Source organism: Streptomyces sp. NPDC048248 (assembly GCF_043201875.1).
Taxonomy (GTDB): Bacteria; Actinomycetota; Actinomycetes; order Streptomycetales; family Streptomycetaceae; genus Streptomyces.
In genome coordinates this window covers 41324-66959 of sequence record NZ_JBICZL010000026.1, presented here as the reverse complement: position 1 = coordinate 66959, position 25636 = coordinate 41324, and the positions used below count along the sequence as shown (strand labels likewise).

Genomic DNA, 25636 nt, shown 5'->3' with positions numbered 1-25636 from the left:
TCGGCGACGAAGGCCGACTGGAGGGCGCGCGTCCGGGGGTCCGGCATTCGTGGCCGAAGGCAGCGGCGGCGGGGCGTCCTCCTGCGGCGGTCACGGCGTCACGATGCGCTCGACCGCCGCCGTGACCAGCTGTTCGCGCTCGTCATCCGAGAACACATCCGGCAGGGTGAGCTGTTCGACGATGATCCAGTTCAGCGCCAGGTACAGCAGCCGGACCGCGGTCGCGTCGCCCGGCAGACCGGATTCCTCGTGATGGGCCACGTTGGCCTCGATGTCGGCGCGGACGCGCTCGGTCAGCAGGGCACGCAACGCGGGGCGACGGGTGGCCTCCAGCCGCAGTTCGAGCAGTGCCAGGTATCCGGCACGGAAGGCGCTGATGCGACCGACCAGCTCCCGCATCAGTGCCGCGTAGGTCTCCCGGTCCGGCGTGCTCGCCCGCTGTCGCGCGATGGTCGCCTCGTCGGGCTGAAGCCGTTCGTAGACGCGCACACCCGCCTGAGTGAGCAGGTGGTCGCGGTTGGCGAAGTAATTGGAAGCCGTACCGGCGGGCACGGCCGCCTCGGCGTCCACCGCCCGGAAGGTCAGACCTCGCGCGCCCTCCCTGGCGAGCACCTCGATGGCAGCGTCCACGAGGACCCCCCTTCGCTCGTCATTCCTGCGCACCATTGACACCACTCCACCTGTAGTACTACGTTCGGGCCACTCAAATGAGAGTACTACACATGGAGTTGTTTCAATGCGAAAGCTCGTGTACTACGTAGCCGTCACCATCGACGGCTACATCGCAGGCCCCGGCGGCGAGTTCGACTTCTTCCCGACAGGTGACGGGGAGCAGGCCGCCGTCTACGCCGCTTGGGCCAACGCGCGCTATCCCGAGACCGTCCCCACCTTCATGCGCCCCGCCCACGGCCTCACGGATGCGCCCAACCTTCACTTCGACACGGTGCTGATGGGGTTGGGCACCTACCGGCCTGGGCTGGACGCCGGGATCACCAGCCCGTACGCACACCTACGTCAGTACGTGGTGTCGACCACGCTCAAGCAGGACCCCGATGCCGGTGTGACCGTCGTCGACAGCGACCCGCTGACGCTGGTCCGCGATCTCAAGCGGGAAGAGGGGCAGGACATCTGGCTGTGCGGCGGGGGCCGGCTCGCCGGAGCGCTGCTGCCCGAGATCGATGAACTGATCGTCAAGAGCTATCCCGTGGTCGCCGGGTCCGGCATCTCGATGTTCGACGGGGAGTTCGACCCCACCCTGTTCAAGGTGACGGACCGCAGGTCATTCGCCAACGACGTCACGATCACGTGGTTCACCCGACGGTGATCCGACCTCAACCGCCCGTCACCGGCCTCCACGGGCCGGAGGATCAAGCGAGACTGCCGTCATGGATCTGCTCTCGCTGCGATACTTCCAAGCCGTGGCCCGCCACCAGCACATCAGCCGGGCCGCGGAGGAACTCCGCGTCGCCCAGCCGTCGGTGAGCCGGAGCATCATCCGGCTCGAATCCGAGCTCGGCGTTCCGCTGTTCGATCGCCGGGGACGCCGGATTCGGCTCAACGAGCACGGCGCGGCCTTCCTGCGTCGGGTCGAGCGGACGCTGGCCGAACTCGACGACGCCCGGCGGGAGATGGCCGATGCCGCCGGCGCCGGACCGGGCCGGGTCGCGATCGCTGCCGAGACACTGCTCCAGCTGGCCGGGGTGCTGGCCGCCTTCCGTGCGCACCGTCCGGGAGTGAGTGTGCGCCTGTTCCAGGCTCCGGTGCAGTCGATGCGGCGCCATCTGCGTGCCGCCGAGGTCGACTTCGCGCTCGCATCCCAGCCGTTGGCCGGGCCGGAGTTGCGCTCGGTCGAGTTGGCGCGGGAGGAGGTGCTGTTGGCCGTGCCGCCCGGGCACCGGCTGGCCGGGCGGGAGAGTGTCACGGTGGCCGAGCTGGCCGACGAGGAGTTCGTCAGCACGCGCGCCGGGCACTGGCAACGCGCTCTGCTGGACCGGCTCTTCGCCTGTGAGGGGATCGCGCCGCAGGTGGTCTGTGAGGGCGACGAGGCCGCCGCGACCCCGGAGCTGATCGGCGCCGGGCTGGGCATCGGTCTGATGCCGGCCGTTGCGCGGCGGGCCCTCGGCGAGGGCGGTCAGGTTGCCTGGCTGCGTCTGGACGCCGCGGACTGCCATCGGACACTGACCCTGGTGTGGCGCCACGACGCCTATCTCTCCCCCGCCGCCATGGAGTTCCGTCGGCTGGCCACGGAGCGGTTCATACCCGACGAGTCATGAGTACATGGTGAATTCGGTCGTGGAAGGTATGAGCGGACGGCGCTAGCTTCAAGGAGCCCACCGGTTCCGACAAGGGAGAACAGCGATGACGCAGATCCGGCGCCGCCCCACCGCGGAAGGCGCTTTCAGCAGCTACGCGGAGGTCGTCCTCGACGTACTGTCCACCGAGCCGGGGCGACCGGTCATCACCACCGCCGAAGGACTGGTGATCATCGCGGCGGAGTTCCGGGACCAGGTCCATCGGCTCGCCTGGGAGCTGGCGGGGCGCGGCGTGGGCCGCGGCACCACCGTCACCCTTCTCACCGGTAACACCGCCGAGGCCCTCGTCGCCCGCTATGCCGCCGGTCTGGCCGGCGCCAGGGTGGTCAGCCTTTACGAGGGCATGAGCCCGCCGATCATGGCCCGCGTCATGTCGAGCGTCGACTGCTCGCTCCTGCTGGTGGACGACCAACGGCACGCCATCGCAGAGGAGTTACTGCCACTCGCCGGTGCCCCCCGGATGCTCTCCCTGGGGCCGAGCGGCTTCGCCGAAGACGTACTGGCGGTGGCCGCCCGCCTTCCGGCGCAGCCGATGAGCGGCATGGTGGGCCCGGACGACGACTGGTGCATCCGGCACACCGGCGGAACCACCGGAATTCCCAAGGGCATCCGGATCTCCCATGACTCCTACCGGCAGACCCTGGACCACAGGCTCACCGACGCCGGCGACCCGCCGCGCTATCTGGCCTGCACGTCGCTCGCCCACCTCGCGGGAATTTTCGCCGACATGGCCCTCCACCAGGGCGGCCAAGTGATTCTGCGGCACGGATTCGAGCCCCGGGACGTACTGGCCGCGATCGAGCGCGAGCGCATCACCCACACCTGGCTGTTGCCGCCGCTGCTCTACCAGCTGCTGGACCACCCGGACTTGGCCACGACCGACCTTTCCAGCCTGCGCCGGATCACCTACGGCGGCACCGCAGCCTCATCGGTCAGGTTGCGGCAGGCCGCCAAGGCCCTCGGGCCCGTGCTCTACGGCGTGTACGGGCAGGCCGAGGCGCAGTACATCACTGAAGCCGGGCCCGACGTACAGGAGTTGACCGGGTCTGGCGGTCACCTGACGGTCGGCCGGGCCATGCCCGGCGTCGAGATCGTCATTCGGGCCGCCGACGGCACCATCCTGCCGCCCGGCGAACCGGGCGAAGTGCTGGTGCGCTCGCCCTTTGTGATGCACGGCTACTGGAAGCAGCCGGAGCTGACCGCCGAGGTGCTGAGGGACGGCTGGGTGCACACCGGCGACGTCGGCTACCTCGACGAGAACGGGTATCTCTACATCGTGGACCGGATCAAGGAGATGATCGTGGTCGTCGGCGGCCACGTCTATCCGGCGGAGCTTGAAGACCTGCTGCTGGGCCATCCCTCCGTCGCTCAGTGCGCGGTCTTCGGCAGTCGGGACGAGGAGTCGGTGGAGCACGTACACGCCGCCGTGGTGCCGGCCCCCGGACAGCGACCCTCGCTGGCGGAGATCCGGGACTTCGTCACCACCCGCAAGGGCCGCCTCTATGCTCCCGAAGCCCTGTACGTCGTACCCGCCATCCCGCTGACCGCAGCGGGCAAGCCGGACAAGCGGCAGCTGCGGTCCCGGCTGTCCGGCTGAGCCAGGGACGGCTCAGGAGCTTGGTGCGGGCGGCCCAGGGTCAGCGGGCGTCCGCCCGGCCCGGTTGCCGCCCCTCGGGCAGCTGCGCCAGGTGCCGCCGCAGTACCGCCCGGACGGTGTCCGGTCGCAGGCGGTCCGGGTGGAGCGCCGCATTCAGGGCCAGACCGTCCAGGACAGCGGCGAGGTGTTCCGTCGCCACCGGGTCGTCCACACCGAGGCGGTGCAGCAGGCGACCGGCGACGGTCCGCAGACCGTCGTGGAGTTCGGCGGCGATCAGGCCCAGCGCGGGGTCGGTGCGTGCGGCCACCGCGAACTCGAGCCAGACCGCGGTCTCGTCCGCGCGCGCCGCGTCGAGCGGCAGAAATTGACCCGCGATCTCTTCCGCCACGTCGCGGGGGTCGTCGTCAGGGCCCAGCAGGTCCCGCTGGGCCTGCACCCTGGCCTCCACCCGGTGCACCATCTCCCGGGCCGCGGCGGTGAGCAGTTCCGGGTGGCTGTCGAAGTAGTGCCGTACGGAGCCCACGGCGAGCCCCGCCTCCGCGGCCACGTTCTGCAGCGTGGCCTGCTGGATGCCCCCGCGGGCCACGACGCGGAAGACGGCCTCCACCACCTCGCGTCGGCGCTCTTCTCGATCCACGATCTTCGGCATCCGATTTTTATAGCACGGTCGTGCTAGATTTTATTTAGCACGCTCAAGCTACAAAACCGCCGAGCCCGCCCGCCACCTCTCCGGCGGCCGGACCTTCCGGATCAGGAGACGCCATGGAACCGTCCCGCACGCACCGCTTCGGACGCCTGGCGCGTATGACGCGCCTGGCGCTCGATCTGGGAATCTCATCCCTCGCGTACTACGGCTGCACCCTCGCCGGCCTCGACACCCTGCGCGCCCTCCTGACCGCAACGGGCGTGGCAGCCGCATGGCTGGCCGCCACGGCGCTGTACGACCGCCGCGCCGACGGCCTCGCCATCGGCATGCTGCTCATGTACGGGCTGTCGGCAGCCTTCGCCGCGGCGACCTCGGAGCCCCGGCTGCTGCTCCTGCGCGACCCGCTGGTGAGCGCTCTCGCGGGGTTGGTTTTCCTCGGTAGCTGCCTGAGCGGCACTCCGGCCACGGCCTATCTGGCCCGCAGGCTGCACGGCCACCCGCTCCGCGACCCCCTCCTTAGCAGGGCGCACCGGACGCAGACCCTGGTGCTGGGCACCGGGCTCACCGCCGAAGCGGTCGCGCGCATCCTGCTCGTGTACGCGATGCCGGTCCGGACGGCCGCCGCGATCACGCCTCCGCTGGAATTCGTGGTGCTCATCCCGCTCGCCGTCCGGACGATCCGGCAGCGTCGGAAGATCCTGGCACGCGCCTCCGCCGCGACAGCCGGGCCGGTGGACGGGTTCGACGTACCAACGCTCCCGCCCCGATTGGGCGTGGCAGCTCCTGAGCAGTACCCGGGAGGTGCCCGATGAGGACGCTGGACAGCACGCCCGCAGCGGACGGCTTCCGGATGCCGGCGGAATGGGAGCGGCACGACGGGTGCTGGATGGTGTGGCCGCAGAACGGATACGTCTGGCGCGAAGGAGCCCGCCCCGCCCAGCGCGCGCTGGCCTGCCTTGCCAACGCCGTTGTGGACAGCGGGGAGGACGTCACCGTCACGGTCACCGGCGACCAGTACGCGCACGCCCGGTCTTCCCTGGACTCCCGGGTCCGGGTCGTGGAGGCCACCAGCCGGCTGGGCTGGGCCCGAGACATCGCACCCACCTTCGTCGTGGACAACAGCTGTCGACGGCGTGGCGTGGACTTCGCCTTCAACGGCTACGGCAACCGCTACCCGTACTGGGCGACCGACGACCAGTACGCCCGGAAGGTCCTCGACCTCGCCGCCACCGACCGCTACCGCGCCCCCGCCGTGCTGGAGGGCGGAGCATTCCATGTGGATGGCCAGGGAACCGCCTTGGTCACCGCCGAGACGCTGCTCGACCCCGCCCGCAACGACAGCCCCTCGCGCGCTGCGATGGAAGAACTGCTGACGTCCTACCTGGGCGTCACCCGGACCCTGTGGATCGAATGGGGCCTCACTCAGGACGCGACGCGCGGTCATGTGGACAACATGGCCTGCTTCGCCGCCCCCGGCTTGATCTGCCTGACCTGGACCGACGACACCCGCGACCCTCAGTACGACCGCAGTGCGCGCGCCCTGGAGGAGCTGCGCGACGCCACCGACGCCCAGGGCCGGACCCTCCGGGTGGAGAAGTTGCCCCTGCCCGGCCCACTCCACGCGACCGACGACGAGGTACGCGGCGTGGACAGCCACGTCCCGCGGGCGAAAGGCCCCCAACTGCCCAGGCTCACCGCCTCGTACGCCAACTTCTACCTCACCGCCGACCACCTCTTCGCCCCACTGCTCGACCCCGAGCGCGACGACGAGGCCCTCGCGCGCCTCGCCCGGATCTTCCCGCAGCACACGGTCGTAGGGATCCCCACACGCGAACTCCTCCTCGGCGGCGGCAACATCCACTGCGCCACCCAGCAGATGCCGAGCCGGCGCTCAGGTGAGGCGAATCCCCCGACGGTCGATGCGGCTCGCCGGAGGCTCGGTCACAGCTGAGGGCGGCATCCGGGGGCGGCAACCCCGGCAGCGGCCGACCGCCCCTCACAACAGCTGTGCCGGGGTCACCTCCCGCACATGCACCAGGGCATCGAACCAGTCGGCGAGTGCACCGCCCGACAGATGGTGATCCTGATCGTCGGTCGGGTCGTAGGCGGGGCCCACGAGCCGGGTCCTGGTGGGAGTGTGCAGCCAGTCGCGTACGGGCCCCGGCGGCGGACCGGTGCGCAGATCGGTCACGTAGTAGGCGGCCGGAGCCACCGCGTCGAGCACGGACTCGGCGAAGTCGGGCGGGGGAACGGGCACGGATGCGGAGTAGGAGAGCCGGCCGTGGTGGAACGTCACACCCAGAGAGACGTAACCCGTCCCGAAGTGCTCCCGCACGTAGCTGCCCGCGTTGCGGTGGGTCAGCGGCGGAGAAGCAGCCGGTGCGGGTGAGACGGTGCGGGGGCTTCCCACCGCCGTATGCCCGATGCCGCCCCAATAGACGGTCCGGTGCCCGGACTCCGCGTGCCAACGAATGGTGTCCTCGGCCAGGCGGCGCTCGATTCCCGCGAGCCCGCCCGGGGGCAGGGCTGAGGTCGTCAAGGCGGGGGTCATGAAGCGGACCGGGTCGTCCGGGAAGCGTGCGTTGTATGCGCGCATCCACTCCACCAGCGTCAGAACCTCCTCGGTGCGCAAGAACGACCGCGCCGGGCCCAGCATCGCGCGCGGATCCCCTTCTCCCGTCCGCACGTAGGTGTCGAGACCCAGTCGGGCCGGGTCATCCCCTTCCAGCGCCACGGAGCGGAACCCGTGCTCCTCGACCAGCAGCCGCACCACCCGGTGCTGGAGGGCGGCGGGTTCACGCGCCTCCCTGGCCGAGACACCGACGGCCACGACCTGGGCTTCGCCGATCAGCGGCGCAAGTGAACGCAGATCATCCAGTGGGGCCGCGGGATCGTAGGTGTCGAGCGGGTGGGCGTACTCCTCGATCCAACGCCTGACCTGTTCGTGCTGCTGCTCGCTCATGGTGCTGCCTCGTCCGACGACCGGTGCGGGGCTGTTGCCCCGCGTGATCAGCAGTCTCATTGCTGAAGTTTGGTTGAGGTCAAGACGATCGCCGGGCCGACAGAGAGTTGTCGAACGGATCGGACCGGCCGCACCGCGGAACTCGGCGCCCCACTCACCGTGTTGAGCGGTCCTCGGCAGACCGCTGCGCCTCCTCGCGCAGGCGCTTGCCTCGCCGTCCCGTCATCGTCTTGAGCGGGAGCAGCACCACCCACCACAGCTTCGCGCCCGTCGGGGAAACGAAGGCGAGGGGTACGGCGACGACGAAGACCAGTACGGTCCATGCCAAATCGGCCACGTCATTGCGCGCGACGGGGTCCGGCAGTGCCTCGCTGCCCAGCCACGGGCGCTTCCACACCACGATCGTCAGGGCGAGCTGCGCGGCTCCCATTGCCGCGACGGCGCCCGAGTAGACGGCGACCGACTGGGACTGGTCCCCGTACTCGGCCAGCAGGGTGGTGGGAAACGGCATCAGGGCGATCAGGCCCAGGTTCAGCAGCCCGAGCCTGATGACGATCCCGTCGACCTTCCGTACGTACTGGAAGATCTGGTGGTGGCCCCGCCAGAACGCCCCGATGACGACGAAGCTGAGGGCGTACGCCCAGAGGTTGGGCGTCACATCTGCCAGCGCCCGCTCGAAACCGGCCGGGTCAAGGCCGGAGGGCAGCGTGATGTCCAGCGCCAGCAGCGTCATCGCGATGGCGAACACTCCGTCGGACAGTGCGAGGAGCCGGCTCGCGTCCCCCTCGTCGTCCCGCACTCGCAGGTGGCCGTTCACGGCGCAACCCTAGAGCCGGATGCCCTGAAAAGTGCCGATTGACCGCGTCAGTCCATTGACCTCGGTCGCCGCAGTCAGCTCCTTCGGTCTCTGTCGTCAGATCGCCGGGAAGGATTCGGGCACGCCCAGCGTCCCCGCCACGGCACGCCAGATGGCCGCTTGGGCCGTCGGCAGGTCGATGCGCGGATCGCCCAGCATCAGGCGGATGCCGAAGCCGTCGCTCAGTGCGAGCAGCAGCGTGCTGGTCGCCTCGACGTCGCAGTCGGCGAACTCGCCGGCGTCGATGCCCCTGCGCAGCGCCTGACCGATCCAGGCATGCAGCTGGTCGTAGAGGTCGACGGCGAGGCTCTGCGCCGTCTCGTCCCGCAGGGCCCTGACCCACAGCTCCTGCCACAGCCGCCAGTCCTGCCGGAGCTCGGCGTCCGTGGGCAGCATGTTGTGCAGAATGCGGGCCAGGACGACCGCGGCGGGCACCGTGTCGGCGTCCCGTTCGAGTTCCGTGCCGGTCTGCCCGAAGGAGTGGGTCATCGCCTCGGCGAAGAGCCGCTCACGGTTTTCGAAGTGGTAGTGCAGCAGGGCCGTCGAGACCTTGGCGCGCTCGGCGACCATGCGCATCCGGATCTTTTCGAAGCCGACCTCGGCGATCACTTCGCACGCGGCGGAGAGGATCCGCTCCCGCGTTTCGAGAGTGCGCTCGTCCTTGGTCACGTAACTGCTCCCCGGGATATCGGTACAGGTCCTGCGGGCCGACCGGCCCGTCTCGTTCCATCTTCCCGCATCACCTTCCGTCGTCCCCCGCCGCAGGGCCGGTCATCGGTAGGTGTGGAAGCCGCGTCCGGACTTGCGGCCGAGCAGGCCCGCGTCGACCATCCGGTCCAGCAGCGGCGGGGGTGCGTAGCGCGGCTCGCGGAACTCCTCGTACAGCGACTCGGCGATGGCCCGTGTGGTGTCGAGGCCGATCAGGTCGGCCAGGGCGAGCGGCCCCAACGGGTGTGCGCAGCCCAGCCGCATCCCGCGGTCGATGTCGGCGGCGGAGGCCGCGCCGGACTCGGCCATCCGCACCGCGTCCAGCAGATACGGGACGAGGAGGGCGTTGACGATGAATCCGGCACGGTCCGCGGCCTGTACGACCTCCTTGCCGAGCACGTCGGCGGCGAAGGACCGGGCCCTGCGGGTGGTGTCCTCGCCGGTCAGCAGGGAGGGCACCAGCTCGACGAGCGGCAGCACCGGCACGGGATTGAAGAAGTGCAGGCCGATCACCTGCTGGGGCCGAGCGGTGGCGGCGGCGAGGCGGATGACCGGCAGGGACGAGGTGTTGGTCGCCAGGATCGCGTCCGGGCGCCGTACCGTCGCATCCAGTCGTCCGAACACGGCGACCTTCGCCGCCTCGTCCTCCGCGACGGCCTCGATGACCAGGTCGCGGTCGGCCAGGGCCTCCAGGTCAGTGGTGACGGTGACCCTGGCGAGCGCCGCGTCGCGATCCGGGGCGGAAAGTTTTCCCGCGGCCGTGGCGCGGTCGAGGGACCCGGTGAGCCGGCGCAGGCCGGCGTCCGCGGCGCCGCGGCCGGTCTCGACGACGATCACGTCCCGGCCGGCCCGGGCACACACCTCTGCGATGCCGGACCCCATCAAGCCGCAGCCCACGACCCCGATCCGTTCGACAGCGCTGGTGGGCATCGGTCCTCCTTGGTCGGTGTGCCGGGCGGCCGAGGAGTCTCGGCCGCCGCCCCGTGACGCCGGGTGGTGCGCTGCGGGGAGGGTCCGGCGTGTCCCGGCCGGAGGACCGGGACACGCCGGGCAGGGGTCAGTCGGCGACGGGCATCTGCAGTACGCCCGTGCCCCGCTTGACCAGTTCACCGGCGATGATCAGGCGCTGGATCTCGGAGGTGCCCTCCCAGATCCGGTCCACCCGCAGCTCCCGGTAGAGCCGCTCGACGGGGTAGGACCGGTCGTAGCCCCGGCCGCCGAAGATCTGCACACAGCGGTCGATGACCCGGCCCGCCGCCTCGCTCGCCGCGAGCTTGGCGATGGCCGCCTTGGCGTGCAGGGTCTTGCGGTCGACGGTGCCCTCGGTCACCTCCCAGGCGACCTGGTGGGTGTAGGCACGGTTGACCGCGATGTCCACCGCGCAGTCCGCCAGCATCCCCTGCACCAGCTGGAAGTCCGCGATCGGCGAGCCGAACTGCCTGCGCTCCACCGCCCAGTCACGAGCCAGCCTCAGGGCCCGCTCCGCGGCGCCCGTCGTACGGGCCGCGATCATCAGCCGCTCCTCGGTGAACCAGGACCGGGTGATGTCGTAGCCCTTGCCGATCCCGCCGAGCACCGCGTCCTCGGGCACCGCGACGTCCGTGAAGGTGAATTCGGGGTGCTCGTAGACGAAGGTGTGCATGAACCGCGGCACCCGGGTCATCTCGATGCCCGGGGTGTCCTTGTCGACGAGGAAGAGCGTCGGTTCCCGGTCCTGGCCCGCCGCGGCGAGGACGATCATGAAGTCGGCGTGGTCGCCGACGGTGACGAACCACTTCTCGCCGTTGAGCAGCCAGCCGTCGGCGGTCCTGGTCGCCGTGGTCGCCAGGTTCTGCGGGTCGGAACCGGCGCCGGGCTCGGTCACCGCGTAGCAGTCGCGGCGCTCGCCGCGGATGACCGGTTCGAGGTAGCGCTCGCGCTGTGCGGGCGTGCAGAAGCGCAGGGCGTTGGCGGGGCGCCACACGGTGTCCCACAGGGCGCCGGTGAGCTGGCCCAACTCCTCCTGGACGATGGCCTGTTCCATGATGGTGAGACCGGCCCCGCCCCACTCCTGGGGCATGTTGACGGCCTGCAGACCGCTGGCGAGCACGGCATCGCGGATCTCTGCGTGCGCCTGAGGCGGAAGGCCGTTGTTCTCCTCGCAGTCGACTTCGTACGCGGTGAGGGTTTCGGTGAGCTCGCGCGCGGTGCGCTTGAGGCCCGCCTGGCGGGGGGTGAGACGGAAGTCCATGTCAGTCCTTCAAAGGTGGTGGCGAACCGTGGTCCGGTTGGTCGGGCGGCGGGTCAGGACAGCGGCAGGTTGAGGGCGCGGGTGCCGCGCTTGATGAGCTCGTTGGCGATGATCAGGCGCTGGATCTCGGAGGTGCCCTCCCAGATCCGGTCCACCCGCAGCTCGCGGTAGAGCCGCTCGACGGGGTAGGAACGGTCGTAGCCGCGACCGCCGAAGATCTGCACGCAGCGGTCGATGACCCGGCCCGCCGCCTCGCTCGCCGCGAGCTTCGCCGTCGATGCCTTCGCGTGCAGGGCCTTGGGGTCGACGCCAGGCTGATCGGCCTCCCAGGCGACCTGGTGGGTGTAGGCACGGTTGACCGCGATGTCCACCGCGCAGTCCGCCAGCATCCCCTGCACCAGCTGGAAGTCGGCGATCGCGGACCCGAACTGCTTGCGCTCCACCGCCCAGTCGCGGGCCAGTTGCAGGGCCCGCTCGGCGGCGCCCGTCGTACGGGCCGCGATCATCAGCCGCTCGTCGGTGAACCATTCCTTGGTCAGGTCGTAGCCGTTGCCCACGCCGCCGAGGACGTCGTCGTCGGGTACGAAGACGTCGGTGAAGGTGAACTCCGGGTGCCCGTTCACGGCGGAGTGCATGAAGCGCGGCACCCGGGTCATCCGTACGCCCGGCGCCTCCTTGTCGACGAAGAAGAGGGTGGCGGCCCGCTCGGGGCCCGCGTCGGCCTGCACCAGCAGGAAGTCGGCGATGTCGCCGCAGGTCACGAACCACTTCTCGCCGTTGAGCAGCCAGCCGCCCTCGGTGCGGGTGGCGGTGCTGGTGCCCGATCCAGGGTCCGAGCCGGCGCCGGGCTCGGTCACCGCGAAGGCGTCGAAGCGCTCACCGCGGATGACGGGGAGCAGATACTTCTCCCGCTGGGCCTCGGTGCCGTAGGCCAGTACGTTGGCCGGCCGCCAGGGAATGTCCCACAGGCAGTTGGTGACCTTGCCGAACTCCTCCTCGACGATGACCTGATCGAGCAGGGAGAGGCCGGGGCCGCCCCACTTCTCGGGCATGTTGATGGCGTAGACCCCCGCGTCGATCGCGGCCCGGGTCAGCTCGCGGACGGTTTCGGCGGGCAGCGGTCCCCCGGCCTCCTCGGACTGGTTCTCGTACGGATACAGCAGCTCGGTGTAGGCGGCGGCGCGGGCCTTGAGATCGGCCTGTCGGGGGGTGTAGCGGAAGTCCATGGTGTCCTCCGGGACGGCGGGCGGGGGCGGGGTGTCAGGCCAGTAGTGCGCGGGCGTCGAGGGCGAGGGCGCCGTCCGGGCGGACGAGCAGCGGATTGACCTCGATCTCCGTGATCTCGGGGTGGGCGGCGGCGAAGGTGGTGATGCGTTCGACGGCGGCCGCCGCGGCCGCGATGTCGACGGCGGGCCGTCCCCGGACTCCCAGGAGAAGGGCGGAGGTTCGCAGTCCGGCCAGGAGTTGTTCGGCGCGCTCGGCCGGGACGGGCGCCAGGGCGAACGCGACATCGTGCAGTGCCTCGGTGAGCACCCCGCCGAGGCCGACCATGGCAACCGGACCGAACCGGGGATCGTGGTTGACTCCCACGATCAGTTCGACGCCGTCCTTCGTATCGGCCATCGCCTCCACCGAGTAGGAGGACGCTCCGAGCCGGGCGTGCATCTCCCGATAGGCCGTGACCAGGGAGGTCCGGTCCGGCAGTCCCAAGGCCACCCCGCCGGCGTCGGACTTGTGCAGGAGATGCAGGGCCTTGAGGACGTACGGGCCGGGGAACGCGTCGGCGGCGGCGAGCAGTTGAGCCTCGTCGGTGATCTCCCTGGCCTCCGGGAAGGCCACTCCGGCGGCGCTCAGCAGCCCGCGCACTCCGTGGTATCCGACTTCGACGACCGGCGGCGCCGCCGGTGGCAGCAGGCGCACGCCGGGCGGGCCGACGGCCTCGGGCACGGTCATGGCCGCCAGCGCCCTGGCCGCGTCCTCGGTCGACGCGAAGACGGGTATGCCCGCCTCGACGAGGGTCCGGCAGCTGGGAGCGTCGGGGAACATCGACTGCACCACGAGGGGCTTGTCCGCCCTCGCCGCCTGCCCGGCCATCTGGTGCGCCGTCTCCAGCTCACCGGCGGCCAGGGCGCTCCCGCCACCGGTGGTGCCGCTGTCGGCCGCCGGGCCGCCCAGGCCACCGGTCGCCGCGGAGTAACCACCGAAGTAGCCGGTCAGGAGCACGGAGTCGACCTCGTCCATGCCGAGCAGGGTGGTCACGGTGTCGCCGTAGGAGTGCGGGTTCTGCTCCCCCATCCCGGCCAGATCGACCGGGTTGCCGACCGCGGACTGCTCCCACAGCAGCCTGCTGAGCTGTTCCTGTGCGGCGCCGCCGAGTTCCTGTACCTCCAGTCCGGCCGCCTCGACGGCGTCCGCGGCGATCGCTCCGTGACCGCCGCCATCGGTGCACACCGCGGTGCGGCGCCCGGTAGCGCGCCGTCCCGCGTTCAGCGCGGCGAGGACGACGGTCATCTCGTGGGGAGTGGCGACCAGATGGACCCCAGCGTCCCGGCAGGCCGCGGCGACGACATCGGCGGAGGTGGTCAGGGCACCGGTGTGCGACCGGGCGCTGCGGGCGGATGCGGTGCCCCGCCCCGCGGTGAGCAGGACCACCGGCTTGCCCGCCGAGGCCGCGGCCTCGGCGAAGGCGCGACCGTCGCCGAAGTCCTCCGCGTAGACGGCGATGGCCCGGGTGTCGTCGTGCTGTGCGGCGTCCTCGACGAGGTCGACGAGGGTGACGTCGGCCTGGTTGCCCAGCGAGACGAAGCGGGAGAAGCCCAGGCCGTGCGGGGCGCACCGAAGTTGGAGTTCCAGGGCGAGATTGCCGCTCTGGCTCAGCAGCGCGATGCCACCGGGCGCGAAGCGGTCCGAGGCGAGATACAGCTCCGTGGTGTTGTCGGCGATACCCAGGCAGTTCGGTCCGACGAGCACCGCTCCGGCGGCGCGTACGCGTGCGGCGATCGCCTCTTGTCGGGCCAGCCCCAGCGGGCCGGTCTCGGCGAAGCCGGCGGTGATACCGACGAGGGCGCGTGCCCCGCAGGCCAGTGCGTCGTCGACGGCGGCCTCGAAGCCGGGGCCCGGCACGGAGATCACCACGAGGTCGACGGGTTCGCCGATCGCGGCGAGCGAGGGGGCGGTGGTGCGCCCGAGGACCGTGCCGCCACGGCGGTTCACCAGGTGGACGGGGCGGCGGTCGGGTGCCCGCAGCGCCTGGGCGGCGACCGCGTGGCCGTACTTCGCCGGGTCGTCACTGGCACCGACCACCGCGACCGACTTGGGGTCGAACAGGGCCGACAGATCACGTCCCATGGTTACCTCTCCAACTTGAGCGCGGAGTTGGGGCAGGACTCCGCGGCGGCGCGGGCGGCGTCCTCGGCGGCGCCGGGCGCGGGCTCGGCGACGACGGTGGCGTAGCCCCACTCGTCGAGGTCGATGAGGTCCGGGGCGGGTTCCTGGCAGAGGCCGTAGCCCTGGCAGCGGGTGGAGTCGAGGAGAAGTTTCACGGTCTTCCTTTCAGCGCGGGCAGGGGGCGGAGGTTCGCTGGTGGGGCACGGCAGGGCGGGCCACCCGGGGGACGGCCACGGTGAGCCGGTCGCCGGATCCGGCGGATGCGGCGCAGGCCGGACAGGGGACGCCGAGATGGGAGTGGACGAGCTGCGGAAAGGACCGCAGCAAGCTGCCTGCGGTGCCTGCCGCGGCGTCGAGCAGACCGCAGGCGCCACGGCCGGGCAGCGAGGTGGACCAGCGCTCCAGCCGCTCGGTGATGTCGGGGGTCGCGGTGCCTGTGGTGAGGGCGGCCACGGCATCGCGGATCGCGCCGGTGCCCGCCACGCAGACGCCGCACTGCCGGGCGCTCTCGGCCGCGAGATGGCTGAGGGCGGCGGAGGCGAGGGAGACCGGGCACTCGTCGGGGCCGAGGAAGCGGATCGCACCGCAGCCCAGTGCCGTGCCCGCCGCGGTGAGGGCATCGGGGTCGAGTACGAGGTCGAGGGAGCCGGGTCCGATCAGCCCGCCGAACAGCCCGCCCAGCAGGGCCCCGGCGGGCTCGGGGGTGCCCTGGGCCCGAGCCAGCGACCGCAGAGTGCTCCCGTAGGGCACCTCCGCGAGCAGCGGGTCCGCATCGCCTCCGGCGAGCGTGAGCAGCGTGGTGCGCGCCGTGCGGTACCCGTGGTCCGGTCGTGCGGCGAGGAGGGCGATACGGGCCAGGGTCTCCACGTTGGCGACGAGGGTGGGAGCGCCGCCGACGCCCTGCTCGTACGGCCGGGGCGGCTTGGCGGTGGGGAGGGCCGGGCCGCCGTCGATCCGGCGTACCACCGCGGTCTCCTCCCCCGCGACGTACGTGTGCGGGGTCTGGACGATCTCCACCGGCAGGTGCGGTGCCCGCTCGGCGAGTGCGCGGCGGACGCGTTCGGCCGCCGCGTCGTCGGAGAGGTAGACGTAGCCGCGTTCGGCGCCGGTGATCCGCGCGGCCCGTGCCAGCCCGTCGAGGACCAGGTGGGGCCGGGCCCGGAGCAGCCAGCGGTCCTTGACCGAACCGGGCTCGCCCTCCTCGCCGTTCGCGACGACGACGGGCCGGCGGCCGGCGTCGCGGACGGCGCGGAGCTTGGCTGCGGTCGGGAAGCAGGCGCCGCCCCGACCCCGCAGTCCGGCGCCGGCGATCCGGTCGAGGAGTTCGGCCGGGCCGACGGTGTCCGCGTAGCCGCCGGTGGCCGCGTACGCCTCGGCGTCTTCCGTCATGCCCGGTGTGACGCCGAGCGCGGAGGGGGTGCCCTGCCGTATCAGGGAGGCGATCCCGGTCATCCTCGGTCTCCGTCCGGTGGGGCGGCGCGCAGGGCGCGTACCGCGCTTTCGAGGGCTGTGCGGTCCGCTGCCGTACGGCCGTATCCCGGTCCCGGGAGGCCGATCAGCATGCGGTGGTGGTCGAGCACGACTTCAGCGGCGAGCAGGGCGGCCTGCCGGTCGCCGGGGCGGGTGCCGCCGGCGACCGCCGTGACCAGGTCGGTCACCTCGGCGAGGTAGCGGAGCCAGCCCCGCTGGGTGCCGTGCATGACCAGCCGCTCGACGCGTCGCCGCTCGGCTCGCGTCGCCGCCGCCGGTGCGTCGACCGCGCGCCGTACAGCGGTGCGCAGCGCCGCGACGGTGGCGGGCAGTTCCCGTTCGGGTTCGGGGGTGAGCCCGAGCCAGACCAGGCTCCGACGACCGCTCATGCGTGCCTCCGGGAAGGAGTGGGGTGGCCGGCACGGCGCGGATCGGGAGTCGGGGTGAGGGGCATTGCCCGTGGCTCGGTGCCGGAAGGGGTGTGCCGTTGCGGGGTGTCGGCCGGGGGACCGGGACGCACCGCGCCCGCTCGCTGCCGGCGTTTCACCGTGGCGGAGCGCCAGGAGCAGCGAGAGCACTAAACTAACTAATCAATTAGTCAGGACACAAGTCTTGACTTCCCCGAAACCCGCCAGCAATCTGACTGACCAATTAGTCAGCACGGGATCCGATACGTCGGCGACGGTCCGTCCACCTCATCCGGGCCGCCTCGTTCCCCTCGCCCCGTGCGGCATGGAGGAGCCACCCGATGCACCCCGAAGCCACCACCGCACCGCCCCATCAGGACACCCCCGGCCAGGCGCTGCCCGGCCGCTACTACACCGACCCGGACACCGCCACCGCGGAGACCCGGCACATCTTCGCCAAGTCCTGGCAGCTGGTCTGCCACGAATCCGATCTCCCCGGTGCCGGGGCGCGGCTCGCCGCCACCGTCGCCGACCGTGAGGTCCTGGTCGTACGCACCGAGGACGGCGGCCTGGCCGCCCATCTCAATGTGTGCAGGCACCGCGGAACCCGCCTGGTCACGGCCCCCGAGCCGGCCGGCAAGGCCATCCGGTGCCCGTACCACGGCTGGACCTACAAGCTCGACGGGCGCCTGGTCGGCGCGCCGGAGGCACGGCAGATCCCCTGCCTGGACAAGCCGGCGCTCGGCCTCTTCCCGGTCCGGGTCGAGTCGTTCCTCGGGTTCGTCTTCTGCAACCTCGATCCGGACGCCGTGCCGCTCGCCGAGCAGTGCGCCGGGCTGGCGGAGGCCGTCGGCCACTACGCAGGGACCGATCTGGTGCCGGTCGGCCGAAGCCGGATCCACGACCTGGCCGGCGCCGAGGTCCAGGAGGCCAACTGGAAGGTCGCGGTCGACAACTACCTGGAGGGCTACCACGTCCCGGTCGCCCACCCCGGGCTGATGCGGCTGCTCGACTACCAGGGCTACACCAGCGAGATCGCCGAGTCCTACGTGCTCTTCGCCTCGCCGCTGCGCGACAAGCCCTCATCGAACTGGGCCGAGCGGCTCTACCAGCGCGTCGCGTCCCCCATGCCGGGGCTGACCGAGGCCGACCGGCGGATCTGGCGGTACGCGGTGATCTACCCCAACACACTCATCGACTTCTACCCCGACCATGTGCTTGCCTGGACCGCCATCCCGACGGCCGTCGACCGGGTGGCCGTCCCCGGCGCCTTCTACACCCGCCGCGGGACCGGCCCACGGACCCGGCTCGCCCGTCGCCTCAACATCCACATCGGCTGGATCACCAATGACGAAGACGCCGAACTGGTGGCCCGTGTGCAGAAGGGCCTCGGTACGCCGGGCTTCGCGCCGGGCCCCCTGTCCCGCAGGGAGGCCGCCGTCGGCTGGTTCGCCGACCGGGTACGCGCCGACCTGGGCGACGCGGTGCGCTGAACCGCCCCGGTGAGGCGACTGCCCGAGCATCCACGGCGCGCACCGCTCCGCGCCGCGGCCGTCTGGTTCCGCGCGAAGGACAGGGCCTTCCGCGCCCCCCGCGACCACCCCCTGAAGCAGCGCTGATCCCCTACGGAGAGGACACCGATGTCCCCCGAGGCACACCCACCACCGTCCCGACGCGGCTTTCTGCGCGCAGGCGCCGCCGCGGCCCTCGGCCTCGGCGTCGCAGGCTGCGGCTTCCTGCCGGAAAGCCGGAACGCGTTCGGAGACCCGGACGAGCCGATCGACGTCAAGGCCGACGGCGACCTGGTGTATTTCAACTGGGCCGACTTCGTCGCCCCGGCCGTCTTCGACGGCTTCGAGAAGGAGTACGGCGTCAAGGTCATCCAGTCGAACTTCGACTCGATGGAAGGCATGACCGCCAAACTCAACGCCGGCAACCGCTACGACATCATCTTCCCGACCGCGAAGTGGGCGCAGCGGCTCGCCGACGGCGGTCGGCTGCGCCGTATCGACCACTCACGGCTGCGCCACGCCGATGCCGTCTTCGACACGTACGACTACTTCGCGGACCCCTGGTACGACCGGCGCTCCGCGTACACCGTCCCGTTCACCATGTACAAGACCGGCATCGGCTGGCGCAAGGACAAGATCGGCGACGACCTCACCGGATCCTGGGGCGACCTGTGGAACGACCGGGCCAAAGGGCGTGTCTTCGTCCTCGACGACCGCGACGAGGTCCTCGGCATGGCCGCTCTCAAGCTCGGCCTCGACGTCGACACCTCCGACGAACGCGATCTCGGCCGTATCACCAGGACGCTGCAGAGCCTCCGCCCCCGGCTGCGCGGCTTCTCCAGCGACAGCTACAACAACCTGCTGAACGGCAACGCGGTGATGACGCAGGCCTGGAGCGGTGACATGGCCGCGATGCTCGGCCAGGCCAAGGACCCGTCCGTCCTCGGCTTCGAGGTGGCGCGGGAGGGCGCGCCGATCAATTCGGACTGCTACGCGATACCCACCAACGCCCGCCACCCCGGGACGGCGATGCTCTTCATCGACTACATGCTCAGACCCGAGAACGTGCGCAGGAACATCCAGTACATCGGCTACCCCATGCCGGTCGGTGGCAGTGAGGACGTCTACGCCGCCCTGGTGAAGCCGTTCCCGCAGTGCCTGGTCGCCCCCGACGACCTCAAGGCCGACCTCTTCTTCCGCAATGCCTCCTCGAAGGGCGAACAGGCCCGCGATACCGCCTGGACCCACGTGAAAGCGGGCTGACATGGCACAGCGCTCCCCCTCCCGGCCTCCCCGGCCGCCACGCGGGCCCTCGGCCTCCGGCACCCGGCTGTGGACCTGGCTGATGCTCCCCGGCACCTTGTGGATGACCGGTTTCCTGATCGCCTCCCTGATCCTGGTGGCCACCCTGGCCCTGGGCACCACCGACCCCCTCGGCAACCCGCGCTTCGGGCTCAACTTCGACAACATCGCGGCGATGGCCGACCCCGCCTATCGCATCGTGCTGCTGCGCTCCCTGGGCTTCTCGCTGATCGCCTGTGCCGTCTGCCTGGTCGTGGCCTACCCCGTCGCCTACTCCATCGCCCTGCACGGCGGCCGGTTCAAGAACCTGCTGATCGCCGCGATCGTCGTGCCGTTCTTCGCCAACTACCTGGTGCGGATGTACGGCTGGTCGGTGGTGCTGTCCGACGGCGGACCCGTGCTGAAGGCACTGCGTGCCGTCGGGCTGGCCGATGAGAGCACCAGGATTCTGCAGAGCGGTGTCGGTGTCATCGCCGGACTCGTCTACGGCTTCATCGTCTTCATGATCATCCCGCTGTACGCGGCACTGGAACGAATGGACCTCTCGCTGATCGAGGCGGGTCGCGACCTCTACGGAGGCCCCTTGCGGACGTTCTTCTTCGTCACACTTCCCGCGACCCGGCAGGGCGCGGCCGCGGGCGCCGTCCTGGTCTTCCTGCCCGCCATGGGGGACTTCGTGAGCGCCCAGCTGATGGGCGGCCCGGACCAGATCATGATCGGCAACCTGATCCAGGACAAGTTCTTCCAAGGCCAGAACTGGCCCCTGGGCTCCGCCCTCACCATGCTCATGATGGCGGTGCTCTTCGTCGGGATGCTCGGCTACCTGCGACGCACCCGCAAGGACGAGGCGGAGGCCACCCGATGACGCTGCGCTCCCCGCACCGGCGGCACCGCCGCGGCACCGACCGCAGGCCCCGGCTGGCACTCGCGGTCACCGCCGCCTTCTTCTTCCTCCTCTACCTCCCCGTCGGGGTGGTCGTCCTCTTCTCCTTCAACGCCCAGAAGTCCCTGACCGTATTCAAGGGCTTCAGCTTCCGCTGGTACACCGCCTTCTTCCACGACAACGTGCTGATCGAGTCACTCGGGATGAGCCTGCGGGTCTCCCTCGTGGCCATGGCGGGTTCGGTGATCCTCGGGGTCGCGCTGGCCCTGGGCCTGGTGCGCAGCCGTACCCGGCTCGGTTCCATGGCCGGCCTGATCATGCTGGTCCCGCTGATCACCCCGGAGATCGTCACCGGCGTCGCCGCGATGCTCCTCTTCAAGGGCATGGACATCACCCTCTCCTCGGGCACAGTGATGCTCGCGGAGATCACCTTCTCCATCTCCTACGTGACGGTGATCCTGCGCTCGCGGATCGCCGCCCTCAACCCGGAGGTCGAGGAGGCCGCGATGGACCTGGGGGCCACCCGCTGGCAGGCCCTGCGCCTGGTGACGCTGCCCGCCCTGCTGCCCACCATCCTCGCCGCCGCGGTGCTCGTCTTCGCCCTCGTCTTCGACGACTTCGTGCTGGCCTACTTCACCACCGGCGTCGACCCCCAGCCGCTGTCCGTCCGCATCTACTCCGCGATCCGGTTCGGCGTACAGCCCACCATCAACGCCGTCGGCACCCTGATGCTGGCCGGCTCCATCGGCCTGATCGCTCTCGCGCTGGCCATCCCGCGTCTGTTCGGCCGCCGCGGTGGCCTCGACCTGCTCTCCGGGAAGTGACGCCATGACCTCCTCCGAATCCCCCTCCGCCGACGCGCCCCCCGCCGTCCGGCTCGACAACGTCAGCAAGAACTACGGCGGCTCCTTCGCGGTCAAGGACCTCTCCCTGGACATCGCACCCGGCGAGTTCTTCTCCCTGCTGGGCCCGTCCGGCTGCGGCAAGACCACCTCGCTGCGGATGATCGGCGGCTTCACCGACCCCACCGCGGGCGTCGTCCTGCTGGGCGGCGAGGACGTGACCGCGCTGCCGCCCGACAAGCGCAACGTCAACACCGTCTTCCAGAGCTACGCTCTCTTCGACCACCTGTCGGTGGCCGACAACGTGGCCTTCGGCCTGAAGCGCAAGGGCGTCCCCCGGGCCGAGATCCGCGAGCGGGTCGCCACCATGCTGGAGCGGGTGCAACTCGGCGACCTCGCAGGGCGCAAGCCCGGCACGCTCTCGGGCGGGCAGCGGCAACGGGTCGCCCTGGCGCGCGCCCTCGTCAACCGCCCCCAGGTCCTGCTGCTCGACGAGCCGCTGGCCGCGCTCGACCTCAAGCTGCGGCGGCGTATGCAGGTCGAGCTCAAGCAGATCCAGCGCGAGGTCGGCATCACCTTCGTCTTCGTCACGCACGATCAGGACGAGGCGCTGACCATGTCGGACCGGGTGGCGGTGATGAACCAGGGCCGCGTCGAGCAGTGCGGCCCCCCGGAGGACGTCTACGAACGTCCCGCCAACCAGTTCGTGGCGTCCTTCATGGGCACCTCCAACCTCGTGCCCGGTACCTATCGCGCCGGCGAGGTGGTCCTCGACTGCGGCCCCGCGCTGCCGGTCGGTGTCCGCGCCGGCGTCCCCGACGGCAGCAGCGTCAGCCTGTCGATCCGGCCCGAGAAGATCTGGCTCTCCGACTTCGAACCGGGCATGGCCCTGGTGAACGGCGTGGTGCGGGAGACCGTCTACTCCGGCCCGACCACCACCTATCTCATCGAACTCGCCCCCGGCGTCACGGTGTCCGTCCTGGAGCAGAACACCTACCGCTCCCGCATGGAGGACCGCTGGAGCGGCGGCGAAAGCGTGGAGATCGGCTGGAAGCCCGAGCACTGTCTGGTCCTGGACTGACCGGCGCCCACCCGCAGCCGCCCCTCCACAGCGAAGGAACCCTCTGATGAATCACGATGTCATCGTGCTGGGCGCCGGCCTCGCCGGTCTCGCCGCGGCACGGGACCTGAACGCGGCCGGCGCCGACGTCCTCGTACTCGAAGCCCGCGACCGGGTAGGAGGACGGGTCGAGCAGACCGTGCTGCCCGACGGCCGGCTGGTGCAGCTCGGCGGGGAAGTGGTCGGCCAGGCCCACACCGCGTACCTCGCACTGGCGGCGGAACTCGGCCTCACCCTCATCCCCAGCTACGTCGCCGAACCCGGCCGGATTGCCAGGGCGACGGCGGAAGGGGTGTCGGCCGGGGACCCGCCGCACTGGTTCGGCCCCGGCGACGAGGACGGCCATCGCCGGGCCGCAGCCGCGTTCGTGGCGCTGGCGCGGACCGTCGACCCGCACGACCCCTGGTCCCACCCGCACGCGGACGCCCTCGACCGCCTGTCGGTCGGTGCCTGGCTGCGCTCCGAAGGCGCGAGCCCGGCCGTCGTACGGCTCTGGGAAATCGGCCAACTCGCCCTGGCCAGCGGCTCCTGCGAACGCACCTCCCTGCTGGCCGCGCTCCGCAAGCACGCCGCCGTCCCCGGTGACGACGCCTATGCGTACGAGGACTGGGAGGGACTGCGCGTCGCCGAGGGATCGGCGACCGTGGCCCTGCGCATGGCCGAGCAACTGGGCCGGCGCATCCGTCTCGAAGCGCCCGTCGACGAAGTGACGGTGCGCCCGGGGGGCTGCCGGGTCCGCCTGGCCGACGGGGCGACGCTGACCGCGGAGGCCGTGGTCAGCGCCCTGCCGGTCGGCCCGCTCCGCTCGGTCGCCGTCACCGGCGTCTCCGAGGCCCGCCTCGCCTCGCTGCACCGCCAGCGGCAGGCCGTCGCCGCCAAGTTCGCGGTGGCCTACGACAAGCCCTTCTGGCGCGGCCTGGGCCTCAACGGTCTGTCCGAGTGCGAAGGCGTGCTCGGCAGCACCTGGCCGCAGAGCGAAGGCATCCTCTCCGCCCTGATACCTCCCGAGCGCTACGGGGTGCTGCTGGGCATGCCCGCCGAACTGCGCGACCACGAGCTGCTCTGCGACATCGCCCGCCTCTACGGCGACGAGGCTCACCAGCCGTTCATGTCCGCTCTGCGGATGTGGGGCACCGACCCGTGGACGCAGGGCTACGTCACGCAATGGAGCCCCGGCGACGTCATGGGTGTCGGGCCCCTGCACGGCACCCATGAACCGCCCTTCTACGTGTGCGGATCCGACCAGTGGGTGGCCGGCTACATGGAAGGCGCGGTACGCACCGGCCGGGCAGCGGCACAGGCGGTGCTGCGCCATGGCTGAGATCAGCGCCCTCCCCCCGGTCCTCAACCACATCGCGGGAGAGGACCGCCCGGCCGCCTCCGGCGCCACGATGGATCTCGTCAACCCCGCCACCGGCGCGGTGCACCGCAGCGCTCCCCGCTCCGCGGCTTCCGACACGGACGCCGCTTGCCGGGCGGCGGAGACTGCCCTTGCCCGCTGGTCGCTCACCACCCCCGCGGAGCGGCAGCAGGCCCTGCTGCGGATCGCCGACGCCCTGGAGGAGCACGCCGATGCCCTGGTGGCGGCCGAGGTCGGGGACACCGGCAAGCAGCCGCACCAATTCCGCAACGACGAACTGCCCGCGGTCATCGACACCTTCCGCTTCTTCGCGGGGGCGGCGCGCAACCTGCCGGGCGCGGTGGCTGCCGAGTACACCGAGGGCCGTACCTCGCTGCTCCGCCGTGAACCGGTCGGTGTCTGCGCACAGATCACGCCCTGGAACTATCCGCTGATGATGGCGGCTTGGAAGGTCGCACCTGCCCTCGCGGCAGGCAACACCAGCGTCCTCAAGCCCGCGGACACCACTCCGTCGTCGTCCGCGGTACTGGCCCGGGTAGCGGCGGAACACCTGCCGCCCGGCGTGCTCAACGTGATCTGCGGCGACCGCGACACCGGCAGGTCCCTGACCGCGCATCCCGTGCCTCGCCTCGTCGCCGTCACCGGCAGCGTGCGGGCCGGACAGGAGATCGCCGCCGCGGCCGCGGCGGATCTCAAGCGCGTGCACCTGGAGCTCGGCGGCAACGCCCCCGTCATCGTCCACGACGACGTGGACGTCGAGGCCACCGCGGCAGAGCTCGCGGCCGTCGCGTACTACAACGCCGGCCAGGACTGCACCGCCCCCACCCGGTTCCTGGTGCACCGGCGCGTGCACGACGCGTTCGTGGCCGCGTTCTCCGCCTGCACACAATCGCTGCGCACCGCGGGGCCGGAGGAACCCGCCGACTACGGCCCGGTCAACAGCGCGACTCAACTCGCCTCCGTGACACGTCTGTTGGCTCGCCTTCCGAACCACGCCGAGGTGGTCGCGGGAGGGACGGCGCCCGAGCGGCCCGGCTGGTTCCACTCCCCCACCGTGGTCGTCGGACTGCGCCAGAGCGACGAGCTCGTACAGGAGGAGATCTTCGGTCCGGTCGTCACCGTGCAGTCCTTCAGCGACGAGGACGAGGCGCTGCAGCTGGCCAACGGCGTCCGGTTCGGCCTGGCGGCCAGCGTGTGGACCATGCGCCACGATGTGGCGATGCGGGCCACCCGGGCGCTGCACACCGGGATCGTATGGGTGAACACCCACGGCACGACGGTGTCGGAGATGCCGCACGGCGGAGTCAAACACTCCGGCTACGGCAGCGATCTGTCCCTGGCGGGCCTGCTGGACTACACCCAGGCCAAGCACGTGATGCTCTGACGCCGAGCCCGGCCTGCACGAGCCTTCAGAGGGCCCTGGACATGAAGGTGCTGTTCGGGTCGGGCCGGTAGTCCGCGAAGGGTTCGCAGGCCCGGAAGCCGAACTTCTCGTACAGCTTTCTGGCGGGCAGGAAGAACTCGGCGGAGCCGGTCTCCAGGCTCAGCCGGGTGAACCCCATGCGTATGGCTTCGCCGATGATGTGTTCCATCAACTGGGAGGCGACTCCGCTTCTCTGCCGCTTGGGCCTGGTACGCATCGACTTCAGCTCGGCGTGGCCCGCGTCCAATCTCTTGATCGCGCCGCAGCCCACCAGGCTGTCACCCTCCAGGACCGACCAGAAGGTGATCCCCGGTGCTCGAAGACCGTCGAGGTCGAGGGCATGCTTGCTCTCCAACGGCGTGAGGGAGCGCATCTGTTCCACGTGTTCGGCGAGGAACCGGGCGATCTCCGGGCCGGAGAGGTCATCCGCCACGATCTTCAGCATGCTCATCCGTCTCCGAGCTCCCGGTGCCCCAGGCGTCGCGGCGAGCGGCCCATGTGCCTTGTGGGGTGGTCCGGTTCGAACTATATCGATCGTGACGGCTGAGCAGCCCGGCCGCAGAGACGACGAGGCTGCACCCCGGGCCACTGCCCCACATGAGGACGGATGGACCGGGGTG

At 70.9% G+C, this 25636-nt stretch carries 25 protein-coding genes; 12 read left to right on the top strand and 13 right to left on the bottom strand.

Annotation, left to right across the window (positions count from 1 at the left end; translation table 11 throughout):
* Positions 1–90: 90 nt before the first annotated feature.
* Positions 91–666 (bottom strand): TetR/AcrR family transcriptional regulator, encoded by a 576-nt coding sequence (locus ACGFZW_RS35325; protein ID WP_393897417.1) that lies wholly within the window; start codon positions 664–666, stop codon positions 91–93.
* Between the two features lie 70 nt (positions 667–736).
* On the opposite strand from ACGFZW_RS35325, the gene ACGFZW_RS35320 reads away from it, so the two are divergent.
* The 3 genes from ACGFZW_RS35320 (at position 737) to ACGFZW_RS35310 (ending at position 3909) form a co-directional block, all read left to right on the top strand.
* Positions 737–1324 (top strand): dihydrofolate reductase family protein, encoded by a 588-nt coding sequence (locus ACGFZW_RS35320; protein WP_393897416.1) that lies wholly within the window; start codon positions 737–739, stop codon positions 1322–1324.
* Positions 1325–1385: 61 nt separating this feature from the next.
* A complete protein-coding gene (locus tag ACGFZW_RS35315) occupies positions 1386–2273 on the top strand; it encodes a LysR family transcriptional regulator (protein ID WP_393897415.1) in 888 nt (295 codons plus the stop codon).
* A gap of 85 nt (positions 2274–2358) precedes the next feature.
* Positions 2359–3909 (top strand): AMP-binding protein, encoded by a 1551-nt coding sequence (locus ACGFZW_RS35310; protein ID WP_393897414.1) that lies wholly within the window; start codon positions 2359–2361, stop codon positions 3907–3909.
* Between the two features lie 40 nt (positions 3910–3949).
* Here the strand turns inward: ACGFZW_RS35310 and ACGFZW_RS35305 are convergent, their stop codons facing one another.
* Positions 3950–4558 carry a TetR/AcrR family transcriptional regulator gene (locus tag ACGFZW_RS35305; protein WP_393897413.1) on the bottom strand — a complete coding sequence of 203 codons (609 nt, stop codon included), beginning with the start codon at positions 4556–4558 and terminating at the stop codon, positions 3950–3952.
* Between the two features lie 113 nt (positions 4559–4671).
* On the opposite strand from ACGFZW_RS35305, the gene ACGFZW_RS35300 reads away from it, so the two are divergent.
* Positions 4672–5367 carry a VC0807 family protein gene (locus tag ACGFZW_RS35300; RefSeq protein WP_393897412.1) on the top strand — a complete coding sequence of 232 codons (696 nt, stop codon included), beginning with the start codon at positions 4672–4674 and terminating at the stop codon, positions 5365–5367.
* Entirely contained in the window at positions 5364–6506 is a 1143-nt protein-coding gene (gene aguA / locus ACGFZW_RS35295) for an agmatine deiminase (RefSeq protein WP_393897411.1), read from the top strand. Before ACGFZW_RS35300 ends, aguA begins: the two co-directional genes overlap by 4 nt.
* A gap of 45 nt (positions 6507–6551) precedes the next feature.
* Here the strand turns inward: aguA and ACGFZW_RS35290 are convergent, their stop codons facing one another.
* From ACGFZW_RS35290 to ACGFZW_RS35245, 10 genes are all read right to left on the bottom strand, one after another.
* Positions 6552–7577, bottom strand: a complete 1026-nt coding sequence (locus tag ACGFZW_RS35290) for an erythromycin esterase family protein (RefSeq protein ID WP_393897410.1) — start codon at positions 7575–7577, stop codon at positions 6552–6554.
* A 94-nt stretch (positions 7578–7671) separates the two neighbouring features.
* The gene (locus ACGFZW_RS35285; protein WP_393897409.1) at positions 7672–8334 is read right to left on the bottom strand and encodes a TMEM175 family protein; all 663 of its coding nucleotides are present in this window, start codon (positions 8332–8334) and stop codon (positions 7672–7674) included.
* A gap of 96 nt (positions 8335–8430) precedes the next feature.
* On the bottom strand, positions 8431–9042 hold the full coding sequence (locus ACGFZW_RS35280) for a TetR/AcrR family transcriptional regulator (RefSeq protein WP_393897408.1): 612 nt from the start codon (positions 9040–9042) through the stop codon (positions 8431–8433).
* A gap of 102 nt (positions 9043–9144) precedes the next feature.
* Complete coding sequence (locus ACGFZW_RS35275) at positions 9145–10011, bottom strand: 3-hydroxybutyryl-CoA dehydrogenase (protein ID WP_393897407.1); 867 nt, start codon at positions 10009–10011, stop codon at positions 9145–9147.
* A gap of 127 nt (positions 10012–10138) precedes the next feature.
* Positions 10139–11311: an acyl-CoA dehydrogenase family protein gene (locus tag ACGFZW_RS35270; RefSeq protein WP_393897406.1), complete on the bottom strand. Its 1173-nt coding sequence runs from the start codon at positions 11309–11311 to the stop codon at positions 10139–10141.
* Between the two features lie 53 nt (positions 11312–11364).
* The gene (locus ACGFZW_RS35265; protein WP_393897405.1) at positions 11365–12537 is read right to left on the bottom strand and encodes an acyl-CoA dehydrogenase family protein; all 1173 of its coding nucleotides are present in this window, start codon (positions 12535–12537) and stop codon (positions 11365–11367) included.
* A 34-nt stretch (positions 12538–12571) separates the two neighbouring features.
* On the bottom strand, positions 12572–14659 hold the full coding sequence (locus ACGFZW_RS35260) for an acetate--CoA ligase family protein (RefSeq protein ID WP_393897404.1): 2088 nt from the start codon (positions 14657–14659) through the stop codon (positions 12572–12574).
* 2 nt (positions 14660–14661) lie between these two features.
* Positions 14662–14853, bottom strand: coding sequence for a ferredoxin (locus ACGFZW_RS35255; protein ID WP_393897403.1), 192 nt, complete (start codon positions 14851–14853; stop codon positions 14662–14664).
* A 10-nt stretch (positions 14854–14863) separates the two neighbouring features.
* Complete coding sequence (locus tag ACGFZW_RS35250; protein ID WP_393897402.1) at positions 14864–16150, bottom strand: NADH-ubiquinone oxidoreductase-F iron-sulfur binding region domain-containing protein; 1287 nt, start codon at positions 16148–16150, stop codon at positions 14864–14866.
* On the bottom strand, positions 16147–16557 hold the full coding sequence (locus tag ACGFZW_RS35245) for a hypothetical protein (protein WP_393897401.1): 411 nt from the start codon (positions 16555–16557) through the stop codon (positions 16147–16149). The genes ACGFZW_RS35250 and ACGFZW_RS35245 overlap by 4 nt, the downstream gene beginning before the upstream one ends.
* Before the next feature lie 359 nt (positions 16558–16916).
* On the opposite strand from ACGFZW_RS35245, the gene ACGFZW_RS35240 reads away from it, so the two are divergent.
* The 7 genes from ACGFZW_RS35240 to ACGFZW_RS35210 all read left to right on the top strand — a co-directional run bounded on the left by ACGFZW_RS35240 (position 16917) and on the right by ACGFZW_RS35210 (position 24977).
* Complete coding sequence (locus tag ACGFZW_RS35240; protein WP_393897400.1) at positions 16917–18068, top strand: aromatic ring-hydroxylating dioxygenase subunit alpha; 1152 nt, start codon at positions 16917–16919, stop codon at positions 18066–18068.
* A 147-nt stretch (positions 18069–18215) separates the two neighbouring features.
* Positions 18216–19349 (top strand): spermidine/putrescine ABC transporter substrate-binding protein, encoded by a 1134-nt coding sequence (locus ACGFZW_RS35235; RefSeq protein WP_393897399.1) that lies wholly within the window; start codon positions 18216–18218, stop codon positions 19347–19349.
* 1 nt (position 19350) lies between these two features.
* A complete protein-coding gene (locus ACGFZW_RS35230) occupies positions 19351–20253 on the top strand; it encodes an ABC transporter permease (RefSeq protein WP_393897398.1) in 903 nt (300 codons plus the stop codon).
* Positions 20250–21095: an ABC transporter permease gene (locus ACGFZW_RS35225; RefSeq protein WP_393897397.1), complete on the top strand. Its 846-nt coding sequence runs from the start codon at positions 20250–20252 to the stop codon at positions 21093–21095. The genes ACGFZW_RS35230 and ACGFZW_RS35225 overlap by 4 nt, the downstream gene beginning before the upstream one ends.
* Before the next feature lie 4 nt (positions 21096–21099).
* Positions 21100–22194 (top strand): ABC transporter ATP-binding protein, encoded by a 1095-nt coding sequence (locus ACGFZW_RS35220; RefSeq protein ID WP_393897396.1) that lies wholly within the window; start codon positions 21100–21102, stop codon positions 22192–22194.
* Positions 22195–22240: 46 nt separating this feature from the next.
* Entirely contained in the window at positions 22241–23554 is a 1314-nt protein-coding gene (locus ACGFZW_RS35215) for a flavin monoamine oxidase family protein (protein ID WP_393897395.1), read from the top strand.
* On the top strand, positions 23547–24977 hold the full coding sequence (locus ACGFZW_RS35210) for an aminobutyraldehyde dehydrogenase (protein ID WP_393897394.1): 1431 nt from the start codon (positions 23547–23549) through the stop codon (positions 24975–24977). Before ACGFZW_RS35215 ends, ACGFZW_RS35210 begins: the two co-directional genes overlap by 8 nt.
* A 25-nt stretch (positions 24978–25002) precedes the next feature.
* On the opposite strand, the gene ACGFZW_RS35205 is transcribed toward ACGFZW_RS35210, so the two are convergent.
* Positions 25003–25458, bottom strand: coding sequence for a GNAT family N-acetyltransferase (locus ACGFZW_RS35205; protein WP_393897427.1), 456 nt, complete (start codon positions 25456–25458; stop codon positions 25003–25005).
* Positions 25459–25636 lie beyond the last annotated feature (178 nt).

Bases quoted from the DNA above. Each gene is read 5' to 3' on its own strand.
- ACGFZW_RS35325 (WP_393897417.1), bottom strand. From the start codon at position 666: ATGGTGCGCAGGAATGACGAGCGAAGGGGGGTCCTCGTGGACGCTGCC.
- ACGFZW_RS35320 (WP_393897416.1), top strand. From the start codon at position 737: ATGCGAAAGCTCGTGTACTACGTAGCCGTCACCATCGACGGCTACATC.
- ACGFZW_RS35315 (WP_393897415.1), top strand. From the start codon at position 1,386: ATGGATCTGCTCTCGCTGCGATACTTCCAAGCCGTGGCCCGCCACCAG.
- ACGFZW_RS35310 (WP_393897414.1), top strand. From the start codon at position 2,359: ATGACGCAGATCCGGCGCCGCCCCACCGCGGAAGGCGCTTTCAGCAGC.
- ACGFZW_RS35305 (WP_393897413.1), bottom strand. From the start codon at position 4,558: ATGCCGAAGATCGTGGATCGAGAAGAGCGCCGACGCGAGGTGGTGGAG.
- ACGFZW_RS35300 (WP_393897412.1), top strand. From the start codon at position 4,672: ATGGAACCGTCCCGCACGCACCGCTTCGGACGCCTGGCGCGTATGACG.
- aguA (WP_393897411.1), top strand. From the start codon at position 5,364: ATGAGGACGCTGGACAGCACGCCCGCAGCGGACGGCTTCCGGATGCCG.
- ACGFZW_RS35290 (WP_393897410.1), bottom strand. From the start codon at position 7,577: ATGAGACTGCTGATCACGCGGGGCAACAGCCCCGCACCGGTCGTCGGA.
- ACGFZW_RS35275 (WP_393897407.1), bottom strand. From the start codon at position 10,011: ATGCCCACCAGCGCTGTCGAACGGATCGGGGTCGTGGGCTGCGGCTTG.
- ACGFZW_RS35270 (WP_393897406.1), bottom strand. From the start codon at position 11,311: ATGGACTTCCGTCTCACCCCCCGCCAGGCGGGCCTCAAGCGCACCGCG.
- ACGFZW_RS35265 (WP_393897405.1), bottom strand. From the start codon at position 12,537: ATGGACTTCCGCTACACCCCCCGACAGGCCGATCTCAAGGCCCGCGCC.
- ACGFZW_RS35260 (WP_393897404.1), bottom strand. From the start codon at position 14,659: ATGGGACGTGATCTGTCGGCCCTGTTCGACCCCAAGTCGGTCGCGGTG.
- ACGFZW_RS35250 (WP_393897402.1), bottom strand. From the start codon at position 16,150: ATGACCGGGATCGCCTCCCTGATACGGCAGGGCACCCCCTCCGCGCTC.
- ACGFZW_RS35245 (WP_393897401.1), bottom strand. From the start codon at position 16,557: ATGAGCGGTCGTCGGAGCCTGGTCTGGCTCGGGCTCACCCCCGAACCC.
- ACGFZW_RS35240 (WP_393897400.1), top strand. From the start codon at position 16,917: ATGCACCCCGAAGCCACCACCGCACCGCCCCATCAGGACACCCCCGGC.
- ACGFZW_RS35235 (WP_393897399.1), top strand. From the start codon at position 18,216: ATGTCCCCCGAGGCACACCCACCACCGTCCCGACGCGGCTTTCTGCGC.
- ACGFZW_RS35230 (WP_393897398.1), top strand. From the start codon at position 19,351: ATGGCACAGCGCTCCCCCTCCCGGCCTCCCCGGCCGCCACGCGGGCCC.
- ACGFZW_RS35225 (WP_393897397.1), top strand. From the start codon at position 20,250: ATGACGCTGCGCTCCCCGCACCGGCGGCACCGCCGCGGCACCGACCGC.
- ACGFZW_RS35220 (WP_393897396.1), top strand. From the start codon at position 21,100: ATGACCTCCTCCGAATCCCCCTCCGCCGACGCGCCCCCCGCCGTCCGG.
- ACGFZW_RS35215 (WP_393897395.1), top strand. From the start codon at position 22,241: ATGAATCACGATGTCATCGTGCTGGGCGCCGGCCTCGCCGGTCTCGCC.
- ACGFZW_RS35210 (WP_393897394.1), top strand. From the start codon at position 23,547: ATGGCTGAGATCAGCGCCCTCCCCCCGGTCCTCAACCACATCGCGGGA.